The sequence below is a fragment of the Eubacteriales bacterium mix99 genome (assembly GCA_038396605.1).
Taxonomy (GTDB): Bacteria; Bacillota; Clostridia; order Caldicoprobacterales; family DTU083; genus UBA4874.
The window spans coordinates 94315-120857 of record CP121690.1 but is presented as its reverse complement, the minus strand read 5'-3'; the positions used below and the strand labels follow the sequence as shown (position 1 = coordinate 120857).

The 26543-nt window shown below is 45.8% G+C and carries 17 protein-coding genes and 1 pseudogene; 15 read left to right on the top strand and 3 right to left on the bottom strand.

Features of this window, described 5'->3' with window-relative positions; all coding sequences use genetic code 11:
* Nucleotides 1-36 precede the first annotated feature (36 nt).
* The 15 genes from QBE55_00445 (at nt 37) to QBE55_00375 (ending at nt 20995) form a co-directional block, all read left to right on the top strand.
* Nucleotides 37-2397, top strand: a complete 2361-nt coding sequence (locus QBE55_00445; GenBank protein ID WZL78676.1) for a helix-turn-helix domain-containing protein — start codon at nt 37-39, stop codon at nt 2395-2397.
* Between the two features lie 227 nt (nt 2398-2624).
* Nucleotides 2625-3596, top strand: a complete 972-nt coding sequence (locus tag QBE55_00440; protein ID WZL78675.1) for an ABC transporter permease subunit — start codon at nt 2625-2627, stop codon at nt 3594-3596.
* Between the two features lie 74 nt (nt 3597-3670).
* A complete protein-coding gene (locus QBE55_00435) occupies nt 3671-4567 on the top strand; it encodes a carbohydrate ABC transporter permease (protein ID WZL78674.1) in 897 nt (298 codons plus the stop codon).
* 136 nt (nt 4568-4703) lie between these two features.
* On the top strand, nt 4704-6368 hold the full coding sequence (locus QBE55_00430) for an extracellular solute-binding protein (protein ID WZL78673.1): 1665 nt from the start codon (nt 4704-4706) through the stop codon (nt 6366-6368).
* Between the two features lie 175 nt (nt 6369-6543).
* On the top strand, nt 6544-7344 hold the full coding sequence (locus QBE55_00425; GenBank protein WZL78672.1) for a M55 family metallopeptidase: 801 nt from the start codon (nt 6544-6546) through the stop codon (nt 7342-7344).
* A gap of 41 nt (nt 7345-7385) precedes the next feature.
* Entirely contained in the window at nt 7386-8378 is a 993-nt protein-coding gene (locus QBE55_00420) for a hydroxyacid dehydrogenase (protein ID WZL78671.1), read from the top strand.
* Between the two features lie 50 nt (nt 8379-8428).
* The gene (locus QBE55_00415; protein ID WZL78670.1) at nt 8429-9478 is read left to right on the top strand and encodes a LacI family DNA-binding transcriptional regulator; all 1050 of its coding nucleotides are present in this window, start codon (nt 8429-8431) and stop codon (nt 9476-9478) included.
* Between the two features lie 199 nt (nt 9479-9677).
* Nucleotides 9678-10571, top strand: a complete 894-nt coding sequence (locus tag QBE55_00410; protein WZL78669.1) for a Gfo/Idh/MocA family oxidoreductase — start codon at nt 9678-9680, stop codon at nt 10569-10571.
* Between the two features lie 37 nt (nt 10572-10608).
* Nucleotides 10609-11604, top strand: coding sequence for a Gfo/Idh/MocA family oxidoreductase (locus tag QBE55_00405; GenBank protein ID WZL78668.1), 996 nt, complete (start codon nt 10609-10611; stop codon nt 11602-11604).
* A 163-nt stretch (nt 11605-11767) separates the two neighbouring features.
* Nucleotides 11768-12802, top strand: coding sequence for a Gfo/Idh/MocA family oxidoreductase (locus QBE55_00400; protein WZL78667.1), 1035 nt, complete (start codon nt 11768-11770; stop codon nt 12800-12802).
* A gap of 290 nt (nt 12803-13092) precedes the next feature.
* On the top strand, nt 13093-14757 hold the full coding sequence (locus QBE55_00395) for an extracellular solute-binding protein (GenBank protein ID WZL78666.1): 1665 nt from the start codon (nt 13093-13095) through the stop codon (nt 14755-14757).
* Between the two features lie 152 nt (nt 14758-14909).
* Entirely contained in the window at nt 14910-16559 is a 1650-nt protein-coding gene (locus QBE55_00390) for an extracellular solute-binding protein (GenBank protein ID WZL78665.1), read from the top strand.
* Nucleotides 16560-16687: 128 nt separating this feature from the next.
* The gene (locus QBE55_00385) at nt 16688-17647 is read left to right on the top strand and encodes an ABC transporter permease subunit (GenBank protein ID WZL79824.1); all 960 of its coding nucleotides are present in this window, start codon (nt 16688-16690) and stop codon (nt 17645-17647) included.
* A 13-nt stretch (nt 17648-17660) separates the two neighbouring features.
* Nucleotides 17661-18542 (top strand): carbohydrate ABC transporter permease, encoded by an 882-nt coding sequence (locus QBE55_00380; protein WZL78664.1) that lies wholly within the window; start codon nt 17661-17663, stop codon nt 18540-18542.
* Between the two features lie 98 nt (nt 18543-18640).
* Nucleotides 18641-20995 (top strand): helix-turn-helix domain-containing protein, encoded by a 2355-nt coding sequence (locus QBE55_00375; GenBank protein ID WZL78663.1) that lies wholly within the window; start codon nt 18641-18643, stop codon nt 20993-20995.
* Nucleotides 20996-21077: 82 nt separating this feature from the next.
* Here QBE55_00375 and QBE55_00370 read toward each other — a convergent pair whose 3' ends face one another.
* The 3 genes and pseudogenes from QBE55_00370 to QBE55_00360 form a co-directional block, all read right to left on the bottom strand.
* Entirely contained in the window at nt 21078-22880 is a 1803-nt protein-coding gene (locus QBE55_00370) for a phosphoenolpyruvate carboxykinase (GTP) (GenBank protein WZL78662.1), read from the bottom strand.
* Between the two features lie 166 nt (nt 22881-23046).
* Nucleotides 23047-24552 (bottom strand): DEAD/DEAH box helicase, encoded by a 1506-nt coding sequence (locus QBE55_00365; protein WZL78661.1) that lies wholly within the window; start codon nt 24550-24552, stop codon nt 23047-23049.
* A gap of 137 nt (nt 24553-24689) precedes the next feature.
* Nucleotides 24690-26438 (bottom strand): annotated as a pseudogene (locus QBE55_00360) (AMP-binding protein).
* Between the last annotated feature and the right edge of the window lie 105 nt (nt 26439-26543).

The following is a 26543-nucleotide window of genomic DNA, read 5'->3' as shown; positions in this document are numbered from 1 at the left end:
TTTAAGCGTGTGAGATCACCGATGAGGGAAAGAAACATGGATTCTGGCAGAATACCGAAGCATTTTTTGAAATTTTTCAGTGCCCATCAAAGGGGAGACAGAAAGGAGAAGGGCAGTGTATTTCTCCTTTTTCTTGTTTCCTATCTTGTTATGCTGTTTATTTCCATGTTATCCAATATGGTGTATTATGCCCGAATGGAAGACAAGATGCTTGAGAATGTCAAACGAACGAGTTTCGCCATGCTGAATCAGCTGAAGATTGATATTGATAACAGATTGGAAGTTGTGAACGATATCAGCAATAAGATTGTATTTGATAAAAAAGTCGAGATGATGCTGAAAGGCAGTTATTCTCTCTACTCTTACCGGGATATTATGGATGATATGAAAGCGCAGCCAAAATATGATTTCATTTATGACTACTATATTTACGACATGGGAAATGACGAAATTATAGGCTCTACCATTTGTCTCGAATCCGAACCATTCTATCGTATGATTTACAGCTATCAGGGCATGGATTATCATGCATGGAAAAACACATTATCCGGATATCATTTCAAGACCTGTCTGCCTGGCAGACAGCTGAACACCTATGCAGGGACACAAAAGAAGGAGGTTATTACCTTTCTTCAGTCCATACCGGTTGCCGCCGGTGGAAATGTTCTGGGACAGGCTGTTATCTTAATGGATCAATCAAAAATAGAGGAAGCAATGGACAAAATCAATTGGGCTACGGAAGGTTTTGTCTATCTGTTGGATAAGAATAAAGAGGTCATTACAGCAAAAAAGGATGCGCCGGAATTAACTGCCGATATGAAATCGGGGATGGCTTCGTCTGCCGATATCATTTCCTGCCACGAAGGGGAAAATGAGGCAGTCATATTATATGATGTATCGGAAGATACCGGTTGGACCTATGCCATTTACATGCTAAAAAGTGTATACCTGGCTGATATTAACCGGGATAAGTTGTTTACATTCCTGTTGATGTTGGCTTGTTGCCTGGCAGGCATTGTGCTTTCGTATACGTTTGCCTATCATAGTTATCAACCGATAAGGGAGATCAGGGATATGGTGGCAAAGAAGATTGACACGGAGAAATCCAGGCCATGCCGGAATGAATTTGACTATATCAAATCTTCCATAGTAAATGTTTTGAATGACCGTAATCAATTAACCAGTAGGATAGCGGAGCACTTGCCGACAATGCGTTCGGATTATCTGATGAAGCTCTTGAAAGGTTACGGGAAGCCTTCGGATATTGACAAAGAAACGCTGAAATTCATGAAAGTAAACATGGTATCGGATGATTTTATTGCTATTGTGGCAAAGATTGATGTCAGCAGCAGTTTTCTGGAAGGGGATCATGAAAAGGAATGGGCATTGGCCAGATTTGTTGTTCAGAATGTAGGAATGGAGATTTTGTCGAATCGTGGGGTACTGTATTTCGTGGAGATAGAATCGGACCGGATGGCAATTATTTTAAATCTTCTGCCGGATAAGGAAGGAGATATTTCCCGGAATGATATCAAAAATGAGGTGATGGAGTTTCGATCCGCACTGTCGGAATTATGTGAATTGAATGTTGTTTTCGGCATCAGCGATACGCACAGCAGGATGATTGAACTGAGGGAATGTTACGATGAAGCAGGAAAGGCTTTGGACTATGCATTACTGATTGGAGTACAGGACAGTATGCTTTTTAACGATCTTGCCGTAAAACATGATTATTATTACTATCCCATCGAAATGGAGGTTCAACTCACGAACAAGCTTCGTGCCGGGGATGATGCCGGTTCAAGGGAGATCCTCAATACTCTTTTTGAGATCAATTTCAAGTCCAGGGAAACCAGTCTGGATGCCGGACATTATTTTATTCTGGATGTTTATGCTACTATTTTAAAAGTAAAGAATGCCATGCATTCTCAAAATGATAAAACGTATCTGTATATGAATCTGCCAGCGGATCTTGCTGTGAAAGACAAGAACATTGATACCATTCGAAAGGAAATTCTCCGGATGGCAGATGATATCTGTAGTTCTGTACGAAAGCAATACACAGGCCCCGGCGAAAAATTAATTCGGAATGTGGAGAAATATATCAATGCAAATTATTGTGAAAACGGATTGGGCCTGTCTTCCATAGCTGATTATTTTGGAGTGACTTCTCCGTATTTATCCGGGTTATTCAAGAAGCAAAGAGGAAAAAACATAACGGATTTTATTGCGGAGTGCAGGGTAAAAAAAGCAAAGGAACTTTTGGTTTCCACGGATATTACGATCGCGGAAATCAGTGATCAGCTGGGCTATGCAAATGAGATGGGAATAACACGGGTATTTAAAAAACTGGAAGGCATCACACCGGGTGTGTACCGGGAGCAAAACCGATTCTGAGGCTTTTTCCTTTCGGAGCATATAAAAAGCTTGGTATAAATGACTTGTAAGGAGCTGTGATTAAAAAAATAAGGCTCATATTAAATTCTGTTGGTTTACCGGACGGATCCCTGTCTTTATAATGGATGTGGTTTGAAGTTCTCAGCAGTAATCGATCACCGCAGAGAGTTGCATGGCATTTCATTGCATGCACTTAGAAGACTCAGGGACAGGGAGGGACCATCTACATGAAGTTGGTAAGCAAAAAAAGCGAGGATGGAAGCAGCATCCTCAGGGCAAGTGGGACGAATATAGGGAAAACCAGCAACTGGAATAAAATCATGCGGAATTGGCAGCTTTATATATTGATTTTGCCTGCTTTTCTTTACTTCATCCTATTCAGTTACGTTCCCATGTATGGAGTTCAAATTGCTTTCAAGGATTTTATCGCGAACAAGGGAATATGGGGCAGTCCCTGGGCAGGGCTGAAGCATTTCCGGAATTTCTTTCAGACTTATTCCTCCAGAAGAGTGATTGGGAATACACTAAGCCTGTCTCTGTATTCTCTTGCAGCGGGATTTCCCATGCCGATTCTATTGGCATTGATGCTAAATGAGGTAAAGAATACCCACTTTAAAAAGCTCGTGCAGAATGTCACCTATGCTCCGCATTTTATTTCTACGGTGGTAATGGTAGGGATTATTTTGATATTTTTCAGTCCTACCGGGATTGTAAACCAACTGGGGAAACTAATTGGTGTGAAGCCCACCATGTTTCTGGGAAAAGATTATTTATTCCGTCACTTATATGTATGGACCAATGTTTGGCAGAGTATGGGCTGGGGATCTATTATCTATCTTGCAGCATTGTCAGGGATTGATCCGCAGTTAAGCGAGGCAGCTATTGTAGATGGTGCATCCCGGTTTCAAAGGATCTGGCATATCAATATCCCGGGAATACTGCCTACCATCATTATCATGCTTATTTTAAATGTCGGCAGTGTCATGAACGTAGGATTTGAAAAGGCGTTTCTGATGCAGAATACGCTGAACCTGAAATACGCAGAGATCATTTCGACTTATGTGTATAAGACAGGACTGGTGAATGCCAATTATAGTTTCTCTGCAGCAGTTGATCTGTTCAATACAGTAATCAATCTCATCCTGCTGGTTATCGTCAATAAGATTTCCAAAGATGTGAGCGATGTTTATTTGTGGTAAAGAATGATTTGAACAAGACGGTATTGATGGGAATATACTCAAAATCATTTACCTGAAAAAGGAGGAGTTTAATCATGGCTGCTATAGAAGAAACCAGAGGGGATAAGATTGCCAACTGTATCAACTATATTTTATTATTCTTTATTCTTATTATAACGTTTTATCCGCTGTATTTTGTTGTAATCGCTTCGATCAGTGATCCTAATCTGATCAACTCGGGAAAAGTGATCCTGTTACCGAAAGGGATTTCCTTTGCCGGTTATCGCCATATCTTTGATGATCCCAGAATTGCAAGCGGATATTTCAATACGATCTTTTATACAGTGTTTGGGACACTGATCAATCTTGTGGTAACAATCCCGGCAGCATATGCGCTATCCAGAAAAGATCTTGTAGGGAGAAGTGCAATTACCATTGTGTTTATCATCACCATGTTTTTCAGTGGCGGCCTGATTCCGACTTTCCTGTTGATGAAGGGGCTTCATCTGCTGGATACGCAGTGGGCTATTTTACTGCTTGGAGCAACAAACATGACGAATATCGTCATTGCACGGACCTTTTTTCAATCTACGATACCATGGGAACTGCAGGAAGCGGCCAAAATAGATGGCTGTTCTGACTTTCGGCTGTTCTTCACCATTATTTTGCCGTTGTCTTCTGCTATTATTGCAGTTCTGGCGTTGTTTTTTGCAGTGGCCCATTGGAACAACTATTTTAAAGCTCTTGTTTATTTAAGGAGAGAAAAGCTTTTCCCGCTACAGTTGATTCTTCGTGAAATGCTGATCAAAAGCGAGTTTGATGCACAAATGATATTGACCGGAGATATGGCAACGATGAACGATCAGTTGAAAATAGCAGAGCAGATAAAATACGGATTGATCATTGTCAGCACTTTGCCAATTATGATGGTATATCCTTTTGTCCAGAAATTTTTTGTAAAGGGGGTCATGATAGGAGCATTGAAGGGTTAGCCCTTGCGCTTTATCCTTGCAGGGCTATCTCTGCCAGACTATAACATCCTGCAAGGAGGGCTGCAAAGCAGCCTGACAAGTCTAAAGGACAGATATATAAAAAGCTCAAAACACAATTTTAGGAGGAGACAGTTATATGAAAAAAAGAATCTTAAATGTATTTCTGGTTTTTGTTTTTGTGGTATCTCTCCTGGTAGGTTGCGGCAGTGGAGGGAAAGATGTCGCTGATAAGAAAACAGATTCATCCGGCGGGAATCATACCGAAACGGCGGAAGGCGGCAAGCCTGATGTACCGGATTATCTGAATCCTACGGGTTATCCCATTACGAAGGAAAAATTGACGATTACCGCCATGGGCAAGAAGGATCCTGGCGGAGTGGAATGGAAAGATCTCGATATCATACAGAAGGCTGAAGAAGTTACCAACATTCATTTTGAGTTTGAACTGGCAGAGGAATCCACCTATCAGGAAAAAAAGAACCTGGCCCTAAATGGAGGGGAATACCCCGATGTGTTTCTGCGTGATATGGGCATCAATGATGAGGAAAAATATGGAGCACAGGGGATATTCATTGATTTGACTTCGCTCATTGACGATTATGCACCGAATCTCAAGAAGCGAATGGAAGAGTATCCGGATATCAAGTCCGCCATCACTTCCCTGAACGGCAGTATATACGGCTTGCCGAACTATATAAGGACCAGTACACAAAATCCATGGATCAACTTTATGGACGCCGGGTGGATGGAAGCAGTTGGAAAAGATATGCCGCAAACTGTTGAAGATCTGTATGAACTGCTGAAGGCATATAGAGAAGGGGATCCCAATGGAAACGGCGATCTCAATGATGAAATCCCATGGGGCGGTGCCGGACTGCACACCCTTGATTTTATCTGTGCTGCCTTTACCGGCTTGTCTGGAGGAATGGATTTTGATGTCCAGGAAAACGGAACAGTGGTATATACTCCGTCATTGCCGGTATTTGAGGAGTTTCTGAAATATACAAACAAGCTATACTCGGAAGGCCTGATTGATCCAGAGCTGTTTGTTCAGACCAGCCAACAGCATATTGCAAAAGTAAGAAGTGGGATTATCGGGATATATAACATTTCTCCTACCAACTTGCCTCCGGATGTCAAAACGCCTCAGGATTCTCTGGAGCCTCTGACATCGGAATTTAACGATAAGAAAGTGGCTCCTGCTTACCAGCCGGTCGGCACAGGAAAGGCCGTGATTACAGATAAATGCAAATCTCCGGAAGCAGTCATGCGTTGGTTTGATATGTGGTATGCTGATTTGGAGGAGGGGGATAGTGAAGCAAAGGATTTGAATGGCGTTTCCATGTTTCTTGGTTTTGAAGGGAAGCAGTGGGAGTATGCAGATGATAAGAGAGAGACTTACCGTTGGATTGAACCGGTGAAGGACTTTCAAACCCTTCGGGAGGATGCCAGGATTACATTGAATACCGGACTGCCTCAATATCTGAATTTTATGCCATATCCAGCTGACTTTCCACTTATGGAAATGAAAGTAAAGGCGGTTCAGACAAGGCAGGAGCCGTATCTGACAGACGAGTTCCCATTGACAGTGAGATATACCGCGGAAGAAACGGAGCGGATATCATTATTGGAAACCGACATTAAAAACTATATGGAAGAAATCGTATCAAAATTCATTAATGGGGAAGAGTCTCTTAAGAACTTTGACAAATATATTAAGACATTGGATGAAATAGGGCTGCCCGAGTTACTGGATTTGAAACAGAAGGCATATGACAGATGGGCGAAGGCCGCCAAATAAAAGATTAGAGAGAATTTTACACAAGTCGTGGTTTCTATGGGGGATCACGACAATTCTTTTGCTGAGAGGAAGGAGTTCGGTAAAATATGTAGAATCAAAGTAAATATAATGTAGAAATCGATTACTCTTTGATGACAGCCCAATGAAGCTTGCTGCTTCGAAGGAGGCTAAATAAATGAAACGGGGAAAATTTTATATTGGTGTGGATTGCGAAGGCGTATCCTGTGCTGTCGGCAGACCGGGAGGTAGCCTGAGCGACAGTGAAAACTTTGCCTGGGCACAAAAACAGGCGACTGCCGAAGCCAACGCGGCAGCTATCGCATTGTTTGATATGGGAGCAGAGGAAGTGATTGTCTGGGATAATCACCATTCTGGGGTAAACCTGCATTACGATGAGCTTGATTCCAGATGTAAGATTCTGTTGGGCAGCGGCCATCAGGGCAGATTTCCGACCATCGATGAGTCTTTTGATGGTGTTTTATTTATAGGCTATCACAGCCGGGATAATGTCCGGGAAGCCACACTGGCCCATACTTACAGCTCTCTCGCCTATCAGTATTGTAAAATAAACGGGAAAGAGGTCGGCGAGATGGAGATTGATGGGGCCTTTGCGGGATTGGCAAATGTTCCGGTCATCTTTGCTTCTTCTGATGACAAGTGCATTGCCCAGGCGAAGGAATCTTTTCCCTGGATCGAGACGGTTATTACCAAGCAAAGCCTGTCCTGGAACTCGGTGATCAGCAAGCATCCGAAAACAGTATGTCAGGAAATATATGAGAGTGTAAAACAGGCTGCTGCGCATTTGGAGGAAATGAAGCCCTATACCTTTGCTGAGCCGCTGAAAGTGGAAATCCGATATAAGAGACTGGACGCCGCCAACAGTGCCAGGCTTTTCGACAGGAATGGGGAACGATTTGGTTTTAAGGATGCCTATACGAGGGCGGGAACAGTAAGATCCATCCGTAATTTATTTTAATGATGGATAGTCCGATGGCCTAAAGGGAGGAAAGCATTCAGATGAATATACTTGTAGCATTGCCGGAAGATGTGAGAAAAACATTTATTCCGGAGGAAGTGGCCCGGAGGATCGGGCAGATGGGCAACGTTACCTGGAATGAAAAAGGTACAAACTATACAGAAGAGGAACTGAGTGAGAAACTCCGGGACATGGATATGTGTATGACAGGCTGGGGGATCCCCAGGTTCACTTCACGGGTTTTGAAAAATGCCGGCCGTTTGAAACTGGTTGCCCATACGGCAGGTTCCGTGGCAAATCTCGTTTCCGATGATCTCTATGCCAGGGGGATTCGGGTGATCAGCGCCAATAAAGTGTTTGCCGAGTCCGTGGCGGAAAGCGTCATCGGTTACCTGCTTGCGGCTCTTCGGGATATCCCGTACTATGTAAATCATATGAAATCAGGCGGCTGGAAATCCGCAGACTATTGGAACAGGGGATTGTTGGATCAAACCATTGGTCTGGTTGGCTTCGGGGAAATCCCCAGGTATCTGGTTTCCATGCTGAAGCCGTTTCGCGTCACCATCAAGGCATTCGATAAATATGTGGATGCACAGACCATGGCGGAATATGGCGTGGAAAAGGTGGAGCTGGAGGAGCTTTTTTCTTCCTGTCCTCTTATTTCCGTTCATCTGTCGGCAACGGAAGAAACGTACCATATGATTGACCAACCTCTGCTGAAGCGGATTCAGGATCATGCTGTATTGGTGAATACTTCCCGGGGGAGGGTCATCGATGAGGAAGCAGTGATTGAGGAACTGAAACAAAACCGGTTCCAGGCTGTGCTGGACGTATATGAAAAGGAACCACTGCCGGAGGACAGCCCTCTCCGGAAAATGGAGAATGCGCTTCTTATTCCGCATATGGCAGGACCGACAGTGGACAGGAGAAAGTATGCGACCCTGGCTGTGCTGGATGATATGGATCGCTTTCTGGATAATGAACCGCTTGTGCATGAAATCACGGCAGAACGGGCTTCCCGCATGACAAAATAGCAGGATTGCCGTCCTGGCGGACATTGCTTGCATCTCTGGAGGCTTTTATCATGACCGAACGAAAGAACAGAACAACCATATATGATATTGCAAAATTGGCGGATACTTCCGTGGCGACGGTTTCACGGGTATTAAGCGGATCCGGTTATCCCGTCAGCCCGCCGCTGAAACAAAAGATTTTTAAAATCGCGGAAAGGCTGAACTATTCTCCCAATCGGGTGGCAAGAAGCCTGAAGAGCAATATCAGTCCCGATATCGGAGTGATTATTCCAACGGTATCCAATCCGTTTTATTCCTCTGTGATTCTCGGGATTGAAGAGGAAGTCAATCAGAACGGCTGTTATCTGCTGTTATGCAATACCTTTCGGGATATCGGAAAAGAAAAGCGATATCTGCAGTCTCTTTATGAGAAACAGATCCGTGGAGTTTTGATCTCCTCCCTGGGATATGAAAACATCGGAGAATATGCGGAAAAGGGAATGCAGTTCGTGTTGATGGATCAAAAAATCGAAAACAACGATTTCAGTATGGTCAGTTTTGATTGCTTCCGGGGAGCCTACCTTGCAGTGGAATATCTGATCCGGAACGGACACCGAAAGATTGCATTTATCAGTTCCCCTCTTACCAAATGGACCCGAAAGGAGATGTACAAGGGATACCGGACGGCCCTTTCGGATTATGGCATCCCGCAAAATGAAGAATCTATCCTGATTGGAACCTTTGAAAAAGAAGAAGAGGAAGGTTTTGAATTTCAGAACGGCAAACGGATGGCGGATGAATTTACAAAACGAAAACTGGATGCCACCGCCGTGCTGACGGTTAATGATATGACCGCCTTTGGGTTCATCCAAAGGATGAACGTGCATGGGAAAAGGGTTCCGCAGGATCTATCGGTGATCGGCTTTGATGATATTTCCTTTGCCGGGATGTTTTCTCCTCCATTGACCACGATCCGATATCCCGGATATGAAGTCGGAAAGTCCGCAGCCAAGCTGTTGCTTGAAAAGCTGGACGGCCGGTCGGAATCCAATCGGGTCATCAATCTTCTTCCGGAGCTGATTGCCCGGGGGTCGGTAAGGCCATTGAAAAAATCAACTTGATTTTTGAATTTCAGAAGGATTTCAGGGATAAGTGTAGAACCCAAATAATATATAGAAATCGATTTCTATATGGCTTTAAGCGGAACATACATTATATTTTCATGAAAGACAAAAAACGGTTCAGGGGAAAAGAAGCAGGCAAAAAGGTATTTACAGGTATCATCACAAAATCCACAAAAACATTAAAGGAGCGATTGTTGTGAACAAAGAGATCAGAGTTGCTGTTATCGGACTGGACACGAGTCATTCGGTGGAACTTCCGCGGAGGATGCAGGCTCCCGACTGCCCTGAGGAAAGCAGGGTGGAAGGCCTGAGAGCTGTTACCTGCATGCGCTTTGAGACGCCTTTTACCAACAGGCAGGTACTGGATGAGAGACAGCAGCAGCTGGAAGCCTGGGGTGTCCGGGTAACGGAGGATTTCAACGACGCAGTTTCCGATTGCGATGCCATTATGATTGAGATCAATGATCCTGCTTACCATCTGGAGTATTTCAAGAAATGTATGAAATGCAACAAACCCATTTTCCTGGATAAGCCTTTGGCGGATCATTATGAAAATGGAAAAGCGATCTATGATCTTGCGAAGGAAAATAATGTTCAGGTGCTTTCTTCCTCTCCGCTGCGATATGTACAGGGGTTGACCGATGCCTGCCGCATGGTCTCGAAGCCCATGCAGACCTATTGCTACGGACCTTTGGGAATTCCGCCGGTAGGAAGCGGTGTGATATGGTACGGCGTGCATTGCTTTGAGATGCTGGAAAGAGCCATGGGCCGGGGCGCCATTTGTGTGGATACCCGGAAAGATCATGCCGGTGCCGTGGCCATTGTGGAATATCCGGACAAAAGAAGAGGAGTTGTCGAGCTGACAGAGGGCGCCTATACTTACGGCGGTACTTTGAGGGACGGCAAGTCGAATCCTTCCTATTCCGTGGACAGCCCTGTATACTATGCTGAGGAGCTGAAAGTGATTGAACGTTTCTTCCGCACCGGAAAAGCGGACCTGTGTCTGGATGACGCCCTGGAAGTAATGAATTTGCTGGATGCCGCGGCAAAGTCCTATGAGAGCGGCAAGCCCGAAAAGCTGCAGGATTAACTACCGGTAAGGGAGTCCAACAGGCGGAGGAAATGATATGAGATTTGGCATATATGGATGCCGGCATGGGCATATAGGGGAATTCATCGGGGAGATGCTGACGCTGGGACATGAGTTTACAGGCATCTATGAGACAGAGCCGGATATTGCGGGAGATCTGGCGGTAAGATACGGCGTACCTCTTTTTGACAGGGGGGAAGATCTTCTTGCGACGCATCCCGATATTCTGGGAACTTCTGCAGTAAACAATCAAAAGATGGATATCCTGGAGATGTGCAATCAGGAAGGAATCCATGTTGTGGCGGATAAGCCAGTTGTTACTTCCGGCAAGGACATGGGGCGGTTGGAAAGGATTGTGGAGGAAGGGCGCATCCAGGTGGGAATGATGCTGACAGAGCGGCTTAATCCACCCATTTACACCCTTTGGAAAATGATACAGGAAGGCAAATTGGGCGACCTGGTGAGCTTTACGATCATGAAGCCCCATAAATTGCTGGCGAAAACCCGGGCCGCCTGGCATTTTTCCAAAGAGGAGAACGGCGGGATTGCAGTGGATCTTCTGGTTCATGATATCGACCTGCTGCGATGGTTCACCGGAAGTGAAATGGCTGCCTGCAGCGGATATCTGAAAAAAGTTGGTTATCCTCAGTATGAAACCTTTTATGACAGTGCAAACGCCCTGATAAAAATGGAAAACGGCGTCGTGGCAACTCTGGAAGCAGATTGGCGGATGCCGGATTCCTACTTTGCATACGGAGACGGAAGGATCTTCTGTGTCGGCACCAAAGGGAGAGCGGAGATACGGACAACCGGAGACAGGAAAACCAATGGGTCGCCTTATGGGCTGTGGGTCCGGGATTCCGGGGAGTATAAAAGATGGGAGGAAGTTCCTGCTCCCACCACCCTGACCCGGGACTTTCTGAATCGGATTGAGGGGAAGCCTGGGACACTTATTACCAATCAGGAGGTGCTTCGGACCAGCCGCGCGGCAATACAAATGGATGAAAGCATGGAAAAAATAACAATGCCTTAAAAGGATACCGTAAGAAAGAAAAGACAGATCGAAATCTTATTAAAATGTCCGGCAAAGGTTCCGGGAAATGCCCGGGGGAATGCCGGATGGAAATTCGGGGGAATATCCGGTGCAATTCCGGCAATTCCTGTTAGAATACCGGACATTGAGGAGAGAAACGATAATGGATAAAAAAGTTCGTTTTGGAATCATTGGCTGCGGGGTAATTGCTCCGAATCATGCCAATGCCATTGTAAACAATGACAGGGCGCAGCTGGTTGCCGTCTGCGATATTGATGAGACGAAGGGAAAGGCCTTTCAGCAGAAATACGCGGCTCCTTATTTCCATAAGGATTATCATGAACTGCTGAAGCGGGAGGATGTGGATGTCGTATGTATCTGCACGCCAAGCGGGATGCATGGGGATATGACGATCGATGCTGCCAGGGCGGGGAAACACGTATTCTGTGAAAAGCCTTTGGATATTCATTCGGAGAAAATGACGCAGATGATCGATGCCTGCCGGGAGAATCATGTAAAGCTGGGGTGCGTCTTTCAAAGAAGGCTGATGAAAGAAGCCATTGCGACAAAGGAAGCATTTGAAAACGGGGAGTTCGGGAAGATTGTCCTCGCAGACGCCTATTTGAAATATTACAGGAGCCAGGAATATTATAATTCCGCCGGGTGGCGCGGAACATGGGATCTGGACGGCGGCGGAGCATTGATGAACCAGGGGGTTCATGGAATTGATATGATCCTTTGGCTGGCCGGCGATGTGAAAAGTGTTTTTGCCAGATGCGAGACTCTGGCAAGGGAGATCCAGGTGGAAGATACGGCTTTGGCGGTGCTGAAGTTCAAAAGCGGAGCCGTGGGAGTGATTGAAGGGACAACATCCGTGTATCCGGCACAGGAGACCCGTTTTGAGATACATGGAGAGAACGGAAGTGTGATCTTCAGCGATTCGGGATTCCGGCAATGGAGAAAGGTTGGAGAGGAACAGGATACCTTCCCGGATATCAAAAATGAAAAAGTCGGCGGTTCCTCGGACCCGAAAGCGATATCCGGTTCAGGACATTACGCATTGATTGATGATATGATTTCAGCTGTTCTGGAGGATCGGGATCCCATGATTACCGGGGAGTCCGCCCGAAAAGCGGTGGATCTGATCCTGGCAATCTATGAATCTGCCAAAACGGGAAAAGAGATATTCCTGTCATAAAAAACAGTGTCAATCCAAATCCGACATCCAATATCGGATATTCGATAACAGATAACTCAAACAGACCGAAGGTGCGGCAGCACTTTCGGTCTGTTTCTTTTTGTAGTATTTAATAGTAACCGAATCTATCCGTATTACACATTTCTTTAATTTTGGAATATAAAATGGAATTCCGGACTTTGATGATGGTTTCGCATTTTTGAATATTTACAGAAAGAGGCGAAGCCGTCATAATGGTACCGATAAAGAGTGCTCTTACAAAGAATGCAAAGAAGAGAGGAGTTATTTTCTTGAAGAAAACGTTTTACAGTAAGACGTTTCATTTTAAAATGCTGGCATTTATGACAGCAATCCTTATTTTGGGTATGTTTGCCGTTGGATGTACCAACAATGTCGATTCGTCTAACGGATCTCCTGATGAAAAAGTTTCTGAGAAGGATGGAAAGGACAATGCGGATTCAAAGGAGGCAAAAGGAGAGACCAAAAAGGACGGGCCGGTTACTCTGACATGTTTCTGGAATATGGATGCGAAAGCTTCCATGAGCATGAAAAGCTATAAGGAAATTGCCTGCTTTAAGGAAGCGGAAAAAGCAGCAGGGGTAAATATCAAATGGATGCATCCGCCGGCCGGACAAGCGACGGAACAATTCAATCTGATGATGGGCTCGCAGGAATTTCCGGATCTTGTTTACTGGGACTGGCGTACTGTTTCCGGAGGACCTGTGAAGGCAATAGAAGATGGTTCCATTCTGAAACTGAATGATATAATTGATGATTATGCGCCAAATTACAAAGCCGTACTGGAAGCAAATCCGGATTGGAAAAAAGATGCAATTCTGGATGACGGTACCTTATATATGTTCCCGTTTATCCGGGGTGATGAGAATTTGAGAATACCAGGCGGATTTCAGATACGGAAAGATTGGCTGGATGAATTACAGCTGGAAATTCCGAAAACCATTGATGATTGGTATACGGTTTTGACCGCATTCAGAAAAAACGATATGAATCATAATGGAAATTCCAATGATGAACTGCCCTTTGTCAGTGCAGGTCTTGGCAATATTGCAAATTTCGCAAAGGCCTGGGGAATTACAAATGGGTTTTATAAAAGCGGGGATCAAGTGAAATACGGGCCGGTTCAGCCGGAGTATGAAGATTTTCTGAAAACCATGGCGAAATGGTATAAAGAAGGCCTGATGGATCCGGACTTTGCTGCTACGGACGGCACCAATTTTGATGCGAAAGTGAGCGGTTCCCTTGGGGGATCCTATTACGGCGCCATTTTTGGCAATATGGGAAGGTTTACACAATCCGTAAGGTCGAATCAACCGGATTTTGAGCTGGCAGGAGCGCCGTTTCCCATTGGTCCGGCCGGAAAGTCCTATGGTTATATGGATCCTGCAGTAATGAACAGTGGAACCGCCATAATGTCAGGCTGTAAACATATCGAAGAGGCTGCCGGATATCTGGACTATGGATACGGTGAAGAAGGACATATGGCATTCAATTTTGGAATTGAAGGGGAAAGCTATACCTTGGAGGACGGCGAACCGGTTTATACCGACACAATAACGAAGAACCCCAAGCTTCCGATGACAAATGCCTTGATTCAATATGCCATGGCCATAGCGGACGGGCCATTTGTACAGGATGTAAGATACCATTGGCAAAATCTGATTTACCCTGAACAGAAGGAAGCAGTGAAAACCTGGCATGAAAGCAGTGTCCCCCTGAATATGCCTCCCATTACGCTGACCGCAGAGGAAAGCCAGAAGTTTACCAATATCATGTCTGAAATCAATACCTATGTGGATGAGATGACAACCAAATTTATTATGGGGGAGGAGTCTCCGGACAAGTTTGATTCGTTTGTAAAGCAGATAAAGAAAATGAAAGGGGACGAAGCTCTGAAGATACAACAGGATGCATTGGATCGATACCATGCAAGGTAAGAGCTCAAATTACCTTGAATCTGTGGAAGATAGGGCAGGATTCCGGGCTTTGATGATGCTTTCGCATTATTTGATATTTACAGACACAATCGGAGATGTCATCATAAAGGGGTAAAGAGTGCTCTTAGAAGAAGATGGGGAGGATTATTTTCTTGAAAAAAAGATTTCACATTAAAATGTTGGCGCTTCTGATTGCCATGATACTTGTTTCAGGCACATTCATTGCCGGTTGTGCCACCAGAGATGCCGATCAATCCGATGGGCCTGCCAATGGAAAAGGAAATCCAGGCTCAAACGATTCGGGGCAAAAATCCGAAAAATCGGAGAAAAACGGGAACATTACATTAACCTATTTCTGGGACATGGACTCCAAGGCTTCCATGAGTATGAAAAGCTATGACGAGATCGCCTGCCTTAAGGAAGCAGAAAAAGATACCGGAGTGAATATTGAGTGGATGCATCCACCGGCTGGGCAGGGCACCGAACAATTTAATCTGATGCTGGGTTCACAGGAGCTTCCGGATCTTATTTACTGGGGTTGGCGCGATGTATCAGGGGGGCCCGCAAAAGCCATAGCTGACGATTCCATTATAAAACTGAATGACGTGATTGCAGAACATGCGCCAAACTATCAAGCAATACTGGAAGCCAATCCGGACTGGAAAAAGGAAGCAGTGCTGGATGATGGCACCCTATATATGTTCCCGTTTATCCGTGGTAATGAAAAACTGCGGATAAGCCAGGGCTTTCAGATCCGAAAGGATTGGCTGGATCGTTTGAATATGGAAGTACCGAAAACGATGGAGGACTGGCATACGGTCTTAACAGCGTTCAGGGAAAATGATATGAATCAAAACGGGGATAAGACAGATGAACTGCCTTATGTCAGCACAGGTCTTGGAAATATTGCGACTTTTACAAGGGCCTGGGGTATATTGAAAGGGTTTTACAGGAATGGAGACACCGTGGAATATGGCCCGGTGCAGCCGGAGTATAAGGACTTTCTGAAGACGATGGCAAAATGGTATAAAGAAGGCCTGATTGATCCGGATTTTGCAGCTACGGACGCCACCAGCTTTGATGCCAAGGTAACCGGTTCCCTTGCGGGGGCGTTTTATGGTATGATACTGGGCAATATGGGCAGATTTACCCAATCCGTAAGAGCAAAACAGCCGGAATTTGAGTTGGCGGGCGCTCCCTTTCCAATTGGCGATGCCGGAAAATCATTCGGTTACCTGGAGCCTTCCGTTCAAAGCTCGGGAACGGCCATTACCACAGCATGTAAAAATGCAGACAAGGCAGCGGAATATCTGGATTATGCCTATGGGGAAAAAGGAAAGATGCTGTTTAATTTTGGAATTGAAGGAGAAAGCTATACAATGGAAAACGGCGAACCGAAGTATACGGAAATGGTACTGAACAATCCGGATCTTCCAGTGGCAAATTCCCTGATACGCTACGCTTTATCCATAGCCATTGGCCCGTTTGTACAGGATGTCAGATATTTTGATCAGGTTCTGATTTATCCGGAACAGCAGCAGGCATTAAAGACATGGATTGAAGACAGTGATGATATTTCATTGAACATGCCCCCCGTTACCTTAACTACGGAGGAAAGCCAGAAGTCTACCAATATCATGTCTGAAATCAATACCTATGTGGATGAGATGACGACCAAATTTATCATGGGAGAGGAGTCTCCGGACAAGTTTGATTCATTTGTAAAGCAGATAAAGAAAATGAAAGGGGACGAAGCTCTGAAGATACGTCAGGATGCATTGGATCGATACAATGCGAGATAGGGCAGGATAGAACGATATCTGATGGCACAAGTATTACTGAAGGGATGCCGCTAACATCCCTTCAGTAATATGTTTCAGAAGTAAATGAGCATATTTTGGGAATCAGAGAAAGAGGTGTCTTTGTGACGATGGAAAGGCAAAAGATGCAGAATGCAAAGTACGGTGTTTCGGAAAAAAGCAGCTATCGGTCCATGCTTGCCAGGGATTTCCGAAAAAATCGGCTGATCTATTTGATGGCTTTGCCTGTTCTGGCGTATTATATTATTTTTCAATACGGCCCTATGTATGGCCTTACAATCGCATTTAAAAATTTTACTCCCGCAAAAGGAATTCTGGGAAGTCCATGGGTGGGATTTCAATGGTTTCAGGAGTTTTTTAACAGTTATTATTTTGAAAGGCTGCTGAAGAATACATTGCTGATTAATTTATTCAGCCTGCTTTTTTCTTTTCCTGCTCCCATTATTCTGGCGCTCCTTTTGAATGAACTGCGAAAGGAGAAGTTTAAGCGAACCGTGCAGACGATTACCTATATGCCGCATTTCATATCGCTGGTAGTCATATGTGGTATGATTCATGACTTTACGGCAAGGGACGGGATTATCAATGATTTGGTTGTCCTGCTTGGTGGAAAGCGGAGCACAATGTTGTTGGAACCACAGCTGTTCAAATCGATTTATATCATTTCCGGTATCTGGCAGGGCATTGGCTGGGGCTCCATTATCTATCTGGCGGCATTGTCCGGGATCGATCCGGAGCTCTATCAGGCTTCCGTTATCGACGGAGCAAATCGTTGGAACCAGATCTGGCATATCACACTTCCTGGTATTCTGCCCACTATCGTGATTTTGCTGATTATGAGAATCGGCTCCATGATGAGCGTTGGGCATGAGAAAATTATTCTGCTGTATAATCCCAGTACCTATGAGACGGCAGATGTCATATCCTCCTTTGTATACCGAAAGGGTCTGTTGGAGGCAAATTACAGCTATAGCGCGGCAGTGGGGCTGTTTAATTCCATAATCAATCTGATACTGGTGATTGCAGCGAACTGGTTCAGCCGCAAAGCTACGGAAACCAGCCTTTGGTAAGGAGGAGAAGAGTGTGAAAATTAAAAGAAGCATTGGAGAAAGAACCTTTGACGGGATCAATGTAATATTCATGATATTATTAATCATTGTGACACTGTATCCGTTGTTGTATGTCGCATTTGCATCCATCAGCAGCCCATCCCTGCTCATGCAGCATCGGGGTATTTTGCTGGTTCCTCTGGGGTTTGAAACCGGGGCATATCAGGCAGTCTTTGATAATCCCATGATATCCCGGGGTTATATCAATACGCTGTTTATTGTCGTGGTCGGAACGACCGTCAATATTGTGATGACATCGCTTGGGGCATATGTGTTATCCCGTAAGGATCTATACTGGAAAAAAGTCTTCATGTTCCTGATTGTGCTCACCATGTTCTTCGGAGGAGGAATGATCCCGACTTATTTGCTGGTAAAGCAGCTGCATCTGACCAATACCCTGTGGTCCCTTATCATACCGAACGCCTTAAGCACCTATAATATGATTATTATGAGGACTTCTTTTATGTCGATTCCCGCAAGTCTGGAAGAATCGGCCAGAATCGACGGGGCAAAGGATTTTACGATTTTGTTTAAGATTATTTTACCGCTGTCCATGCCGGTGATCTCGGTTATGATACTATTTTATGGAGTAGGACATTGGAATGCCTGGTTCAATGCCATGATTTACCTGAGAAATCGTGACTTGTATCCGCTGCAGCTGATATTGCGGGAAATTCTGATTGCCAGCAGTCTGGATAACATGATGACGGAAACGGCTGTGGTGGACAGGGAACCCGTTGCACAGACGGTGAAATATGCTACAATAATGGTTGCAACTTTGCCCATTCTGTGTGTATATCCGTTTTTGCAGAAGTATTTCGTGAAAGGGGTTATGATCGGAGCACTGAAAGGGTAGAGCAGCTGTGAAAGCATGTTTTTGCAGCACAGACAACAGATGAGATGAAAATGGGAAACCATTCATCATGAAAGAGCTTTGAATCAGGAGTGATTCCAGTGGCATGTACCAAAAAAATACGGACGGCTATATGGAATGGATTAAAAAAGAGATCCTGGAATAACAAGAGTATATTGATCTCCTGGCTGATCTCCTATCTGTCCATACTCCTGATTCCCATTACTATCAGCGGATTTTTCTACATGGAATCCGCACGGATTGTTGAAAAGGAAATCAACAACAATAATTTTGTAATGCTGAAACAGATTCAGAGGATCATTGATAAAAAGATGTCGGATGTACAGCGCCTGAGTCTCCAGATTGCCTGGGATCCAAAGATAAAGTCTCTTGTATATTCCCGCGCGCCTATGGATTCCCACGGGAGGTATGTGATCAGTGAGGTAAAAAAAGATGTTTTTTTGTATCGGGTGGCCAACAGCTATATTGACGAGATCTATATCTATTTGCATGATACTGATATGTTTATAAATTCGCGGACCTCATACAGCATGGATTTGCTGAAGGGGGTGCTGGCAGATCATGAGAAGATTTCAGCCGGGCAATTTAAGAAGTTATCAGGCAGGGAATATATGAATCAGTTTACCAATATGGAAATATGGCAGGGGAAGACAAGGAAATCCACCATTGCCTGTATCCAGTCCCTGCCTTACGGAGTACATTACACAGCCCAGGCAACCATGCTGATATTACTGGATTATGATGCATTCCTGGATGAGATATCCAGTCTGGAAGGCCTCCAGCAGGGGAATGTGGTGATTCTGGATGAGAAAAGCCAGGTGGTTGCTTCCACCGACTCCGCACACTCCTATTCCGGGATTCAATATGGGAAGTTTCAGGATAACAGCTTATCCCATCAGACCATAGACGGGAAGGAGTATGTACTGTCCAGCATCCATTCCCAGGTCAATGACTGGAAGTATCTATTTATTCTTCCGTCCGGTGTATTTCTGGAAAAAGTAAAGTATATCAAACGGCTTACCGGATACAGCATTTTGTTATGCCTGATCATCGGAGGAATCGTATCCTACCTGTTTACCAGGAGAAATTATAATCCGGTTCAGGAAATTGTTCATGCGCTCGCAGATACTGCCGGTATCGAATTGAATCCTGGTTGGAATGAATATCGTTTTATCCGAAAAGCAATCACCAATACCCTGGATGCAAAGGAAAAGATGGAGCAGAAGCTGGAGCGGCAAAAGATTACACTGCGCTCCGACTTTCTGGTTCGCCTGATCAAGGGCATTCCGGAGCGCTCTGTGCCGATTGATGAAGCTCTCTCCTCATATGGCATTGAGTGGCCGGGAGACAGCTTTTGTGTGATACTGTTTTACATTGAAGACTTCAGGCAGTTGTTTGCCGGAGAATCTTCAGATTCCGTCGAACAATTAAAACTGGTTCGGTTTATTATTGCAAATGTGACGGAGGAATTGATCAACAGAAAATACAGGGGATTTGTACTGGAAGTGGATGATTTGACGGCATGTCTGGTAAACATCAGGGAGGATCGGCAAGCCGGGGCCAAAAATGATCTGAATACAATCGCCGGGGAAATCCAGCACTTTATCCGGGAGAACTTCTTTATTCACATGACCATATCCATAGGCAATATTCACTTCAAAATGGCCGGGATTCCACAATCCTTCCAGGAGGCAAAGGAGGCGATGCAATATCGGATGATCATGGGGAGCGAACGGATTATTGGATACTATGAGATCGTCAATCCAAAAAACAACTATGACTACCCCATAGAAAAGGAACAACAGCTGATCAACGCAATCAAAACGGGAGATTTTCAGGCGGCCCAAAACATTATCAATAATGTGTTTCAACAACATTTCTCCGGAGAGATGATTTCTGTGGAAATGACAAAATGCCTCCTTTTTGATCTGATGAGCACGATGATCAAAGCATTGAATGACATCGATATGCCGGATACCAGCGCTTTTGTGGAAGAATTGAATCCTATAACGAGATTGTCCGGATCCAATACGGTAATGGAAATGAAATATGAGATCATGAATATCCTGAAAAAAATCTGCGATTACATTGTGTGCAATAAAAAAGACCGGAATCAGAAGATAGCGGATCAGATCCGTTTTCTTGTTGATCAGAACTATACGGACACCAATTTATGCATTGCCGGTATTGCAGAGGAGTTTGGACTGACCGGCCCTTATATCTCGAAGATCTTCAAGGATCAGACGGGGGAAGGAATACAGGATTATATCAACAAGGTACGGATCCGGCGGGCAAAAGTACTGTTAATCGAAGAACGTTGGAACCTGGACCGGACAGCAAAGAAAGTCGGATACTGTAACAGCAACGGCTTGATCCGTATTTTCAAGAAATACGAAGGGCTGACTCCCGGAAAGTATCGGGAAATGAATCGGTAGAACTGCATGAGACTATAAAATAAGTGACTGGGACAACCCAGCCACTTATCTATTTTTGTTTCATCGATTTACAAAGCGGAAATCAGTTGTGGAGACGTTCTTCCAGGTTTGCCAGCTGGTGAGCCAGCTCTTTTGGTAATTTATCCCCATAGATCCTGTAATATTCCTTTATGGAATCCACTTCTTTCAGCCACTCCTGCTTATCCACATGGAGCAACTCCTGCATGTCCTCTTCACTGACATCCAGTCCCTCTGTATTGATGGCGCCCGGGCCAGGAATGTTTCCAATGGGGGATTTTACAGCTTTGCCTTTGCCGGAAGATCTTTCAAAGATCCATTTCAGTACACGGCTGTTCTCGCCGAATCCGGGCCACAGGAATTTGCCGTCATCGTCTTTACGGAACCAGTTGACATAATAGATCCTGGGCAGTTTGTCGGGATCTGCTTTCTTTCCGATGTCCAGCCAATGATTCAGGTAGTCGCCCATATTGTATCCGCAGAAAGGAAGCATGGCAAATGGATCACGGCGTACCTGACCGATGTTTTTGGAGATGGTTGCTGCTGTAATCTCGGAGCCCATAATGGATCCCATGAAGATGCCATGCTCCCAGTTAAAGCTCTCATGAACCAGGGGGATGGTTGTGGGGCGGCGTCCGCCGACCAGTATGGCAGAGATGGGAACTCCGGCAGGATCTTCCCATTCCGGGGCGATTACGGGGCATTGCTTCGCAGGTGCGGTAAACCGGGCATTGGGATGAGCAGCAGGTTTTCTGCTGTCCGGAGTCCAGTCGTTGCCTTGCCAGTCAACCAGATGATCCGGTGCGTCCTGGTCAATTCCTTCCCACCAGACGTCTCCGTCATCCGTCAATGCAACGTTGGTATAAATGGTGTTCTTTGCTGCACTGTGCATGGCATTGGGGTTGGATTTGTAGGAGGTTCCCGGTGCCACTCCAAAGAACCCTGCTTCAGGATTGATGGCATACAGGCGTCCGTCTTTTCCGAATTTCATCCAGGCAATGTCGTCTCCGACGGTTTCCACTTTCCAGCCCGGAATGGTAGGAATCAACATGGCCAGATTGGTTTTCCCGCAGGCACTTGGGAATGCTCCGGTTATATACTTTACTTCGCCTTCCGGGTTGGTAAGCTTCAGAATCAGCATATGCTCCGCCAGCCAGCCTTCATCTCTAGCCTGAACGGAAGCAATGCGGAGGGCGAAACATTTTTTGCCCAGCAGTGCATTTCCGCCATAGCCGGAACCATAGGACCAGATTGTCCTTTCTTCCGGGAACTGGCTGATATATTTTTTCTCCATGGGGGCACAGGGCCAGGTGGAATCCTTTTCCCCTTCCTTCAGCGGAGCGCCTACGGAATGCAGGCAGGGAACAAATTCACCGTCTCCCAGGACATCCAGTACTTTCTTTCCAATACGGGTCATAATGCGCATGTTTACAACAACGTATGCGCTGTCGGTCAATTCTACACCGATTTTGGAGGCAGGGGAGCCAACCGGTCCCATTGAGAAAGGAATGACATACATGGTTCTGCCTTTCATGCAGCCTTTGTACAGACCCTTCATGGTATCCTTCAATTCATCCGGATCAATCCAGTTGTTTGTCGGACCCGCATCTTCCTTTTTCCTGGAGGCAATAAACGTTCTGTCTTCCACACGTGCAACATCGGAAGGGTCGCTGCGGAACAGATAGCAGCCCGGCTTTTTATCCGGATTCAGCTTGATTGCTGTGCCTTTATCTACCAGTTCCTGCAACAGGCGGTCATTTTCCTCCTGGGAACCATCGCACCATTCAACTTTATCAGGTTGACACATGTCTTTCATCTCTTGTACCCAATCCAACAGCTTCTGATTCGTGGTCATCTTGTCACTCATCTGATTACTCCTTTGCTGAATAAGTATTTTATAGAATGGTAATGCACCATTGTATAATCCTAAAACATCTTTACCCATCTTTCAAAACATTTAACCGACTTTTTTCGTTAAAAAATTAACCCAATATATTATATCATGAAAATTCGAAGCCTGCCATGGAGTCTGCTTATTTTCCGAAGAGCCGTCCGGTAATACGATGCAGAAGAGATTTCTCGGCAGTCTTTTGCTGTGTTTTGGCAGAATTTTTCAATGTTCCGGAAGGTTTTTCCTGAGGTTTTTTGGCTTCGGAAACTTTATCAGGAGCAGGCGGATGGCTTTTTCCCTGCCCGGGATTTTCGATGGGCTTTTTTTCCGGCACTGTCTCTTTTGCTTTGTGAACTTGCCCCTGTCGGGATTTCGGTCTTTGAGGTCTTTGAGGTCTTTGAGGAGACGGATTGCGGGATGATTTTTTTCTCCCGCCTTTGGACCTGGAGACCGGCACAGGACGGCTTTTTATCCGATTGTGCTGAATCCAACGGTGGGATTCTTCCCTGCATTTTGCGAGATCCTGATCCGTCGGCAGGTCCGCTTCCGGAATCAGGGTGCCGATATGTTCCTCTATTTCATACAGGGTCATAATATCCTCACCGGTTACCAGGCTGATGGCATGGCCGTCATGTCCTGCCCGCCCCGTCCGGCCGATCCGATGGACGTAACCGTCCAGTTCTTCGGGAACATCATAGTTGATGACCAGGGACAGATTGTCAATGTCGATGCCGCGGGCAGCCACGTCCGTGGCAACCAGGATATTGTATTCCCTTCTCTTGAACTGCTGAATGTTTCTCATACGTTTTGCCTGGGGGATATCCCCGTGGAGGGAGCGGCAGTCATAACCCTTTCGGATCAGAAAGTTTTGCACCCGGTCCACTGCTGCACGGGTATTGCAGAAAATCATGCACGTTTCCGGACGTTCCATCAGGAGAATCCGGTTTAACTGGGTTCGCTTTTCGTTTCTCCGGACCCGGTAATGTTTCTGTTCGATGGTGTCCACTGTCATGGTTTTGGATTCGATTTCGATGGTAGCCGGATGATTCATGTATGCACTGCACAGTCTGCGGATTTCCCCGGGGATGGTGGCGGAGAAAAGAAGGGTGGTGCGATTTGGGGGAAGGGTGCGGATGATCCTGCGAACCTGACCAATAAAGCCCATGTCCATCATCCGGTCCACTTCATCCAATACCAAAAAGCGAATGTTTTTTGTGATCAGGTTTTTATGCTGGATGTGATCATAAATTCTGCCGGGAGTGCCGGTAACCATGGAAATGGGACTTTTAAGAGCCTGAATTTCCTTATTCATGTTGTGCTGGCCGTATACTGCCGTGGTACGGTGCGGAAGATGGCTTGCCATTTTTTTCAGGTCGTTGTCCACCTGAACCGCCAGTTCCCTTGTCGGTTCCAATATAAGACATTGGGGCCCCGGCTTTTCCGGATCGGTCATTTGCAGAAGGGATACCCCAAAAACAGCCGTTTTTCCGCTGCCGGTCTTGGACATGACAATCACATCCTCCCCGCTCAATATATGGGGGATCGCTTTCTTCTGTACCTCCGTGGGCTCTTCGAAACCCATCCCGTTCAAAGCTTTTAAAATAGGCTCCGAAAGGCCCAATTCCCTGAAATCATTATTACTGCTCATAATATTCTCCTATTCTGTGTCGCCGGCCATGAAAACAATACCACAATGTCCCTCCCAATGCAAGAAGGGAGACAGCGGGGAGACAGGAGACAAAGAACCCGCCGGAAATATCATACCATACCGGCTGTACCGGAATATCATGCCATTATGATCTGGTCATCGGATTGGAGTCCCAGCTTTTTGGCGGCATCTTCCCGCATCTGATATTTCAGTATTTTTCCTGCTGCATTCATTGGAAATTCCGTTACGAAGCTGACGTACCTGGGCGTTTTCTGCCTGGCCATATGGGAGCGGACATACTCCCTGACTTCCTCTGCTGTCATTTCCTCGCCCTTTTTCAGGATGACAAAGGCCATGATTGCCTCGCCGTATGTCTTGTCCGGTACGCCGATGACCTGCACGTCCTTTATCTTGGGATGGGTATAGATGAAGTCCTCAATTTCCTTGGGGTAAATGTTTTCTCCGCCACGAATGATCATATCCTTGATTCTTCCGGTGATGATGTAATTCCCGTTGGAGTCCCGCCTGGCCAGGTCCCCGGTATGGAGCCATCCATTTTCGTCAATTGCGGCAGCCGTGGCTTCCGGCATGTTGTAATATCCCTTCATGATATTGTAACCTTTTGCGACGAATTCCCCGTCTACATTGTCCGGCAGGTCTTCACCGGTTTTCGTATCCACAATTTTGCATTCCACCTGGGGAAGCGGACGCCCCACCGTATTGATCCGGACATCCAGGGGATCGTCCACGCGGCTTTGCGTGCACCCGGGGGAGGATTCGGTCTGACCGTATACAATGGTGATCTGCTTCATGTTCATCTTATCCACCACGTCCTGCATGACCCTGGCGGGACAGGGACTGCCGGCCATGATGCCGGTCCGCATATGGGAAAAATCGGTTTTTGGAAAATTCTCATGCTCCAGCATGGTGATGAACATGGTGGGGACTCCGTGAAAGCAGGTAATTTTTTCCTTGTTGATGCATGCCAGGGATCTTCTTGGCGAGAAATAGGGCATTGGACACAGGGTTGTGCCGTGGGTCATGGCAGCCACCATGGCCAATACCATCCCGAAACAATGAAACATCGGTACATGTATCATCATGCGGTCGGCTGTGGACAGATCCATACAGTCCCCGATGCATTTTCCGTTGTTTACCACATTATAGTGAGTAAGCATGACGCCTTTGGGGAAGCCTGTGGTACCGGAAGTGTACTGTATGTTGCAGATATCATCCTTGTCCATGGCGTCTGCCCGGCGTTCCGCCTCTTCCTCCGGTACCTTTTCTGCCAGGGAGACGGCTTCCTCCCAGGTGATGCATCCCGGCTGACTGGACTCCACCGTAATGATATTGCGAAGGCGGGGAAGGCGTTTGGTATGCAGAGGTTCTCTGGAAGGCGCGGTCTCCAGCTCGGGGCAGATCTCCTTCATGATGCTGATATAATCAGAGTCCTTGAAGCCATCCATCATCACCAAGGTATGGGTATCCGACTGCCGGAGCAGAAATTCGGTTTCACGGATTTTATAGGAGGTATTGACGGTAACAAGATTGGCTCCGATCATGGTGGTTGCCCAGAATGTGATAAACCATTGAGGTACATTGGTGGCCCAGATGGCAACCTGATCCCCCGGTTCCACACCCAAAGCAATCAGGGAACGGGCAAAAGTATGCACATCGTCCCGGAATTCGGAATAGGTCCTGATATAGTCCAGGGTGGAATAACGGAAGGCGTATTGGTCCGGAAACTCCTCTGTGACACGGTCCAATACCTGCGGAAAGGTAAGATCGATCAGGATATCGTGCTTCCATATGTATTTTCCGGTCCCGGCGGCGTTGTCATACAGAGGACTGTCCTGGACGGTTTCCGTTTCCATATAATGGCTCATTATCATTCTCCTCACTTTTGATATATTGTTGATATATGCTGATATATTGCGGAATCCCGGAGAGGCTTCTTCGAAAAACAAAAAAGCTTTCGTCTGACTGCACTC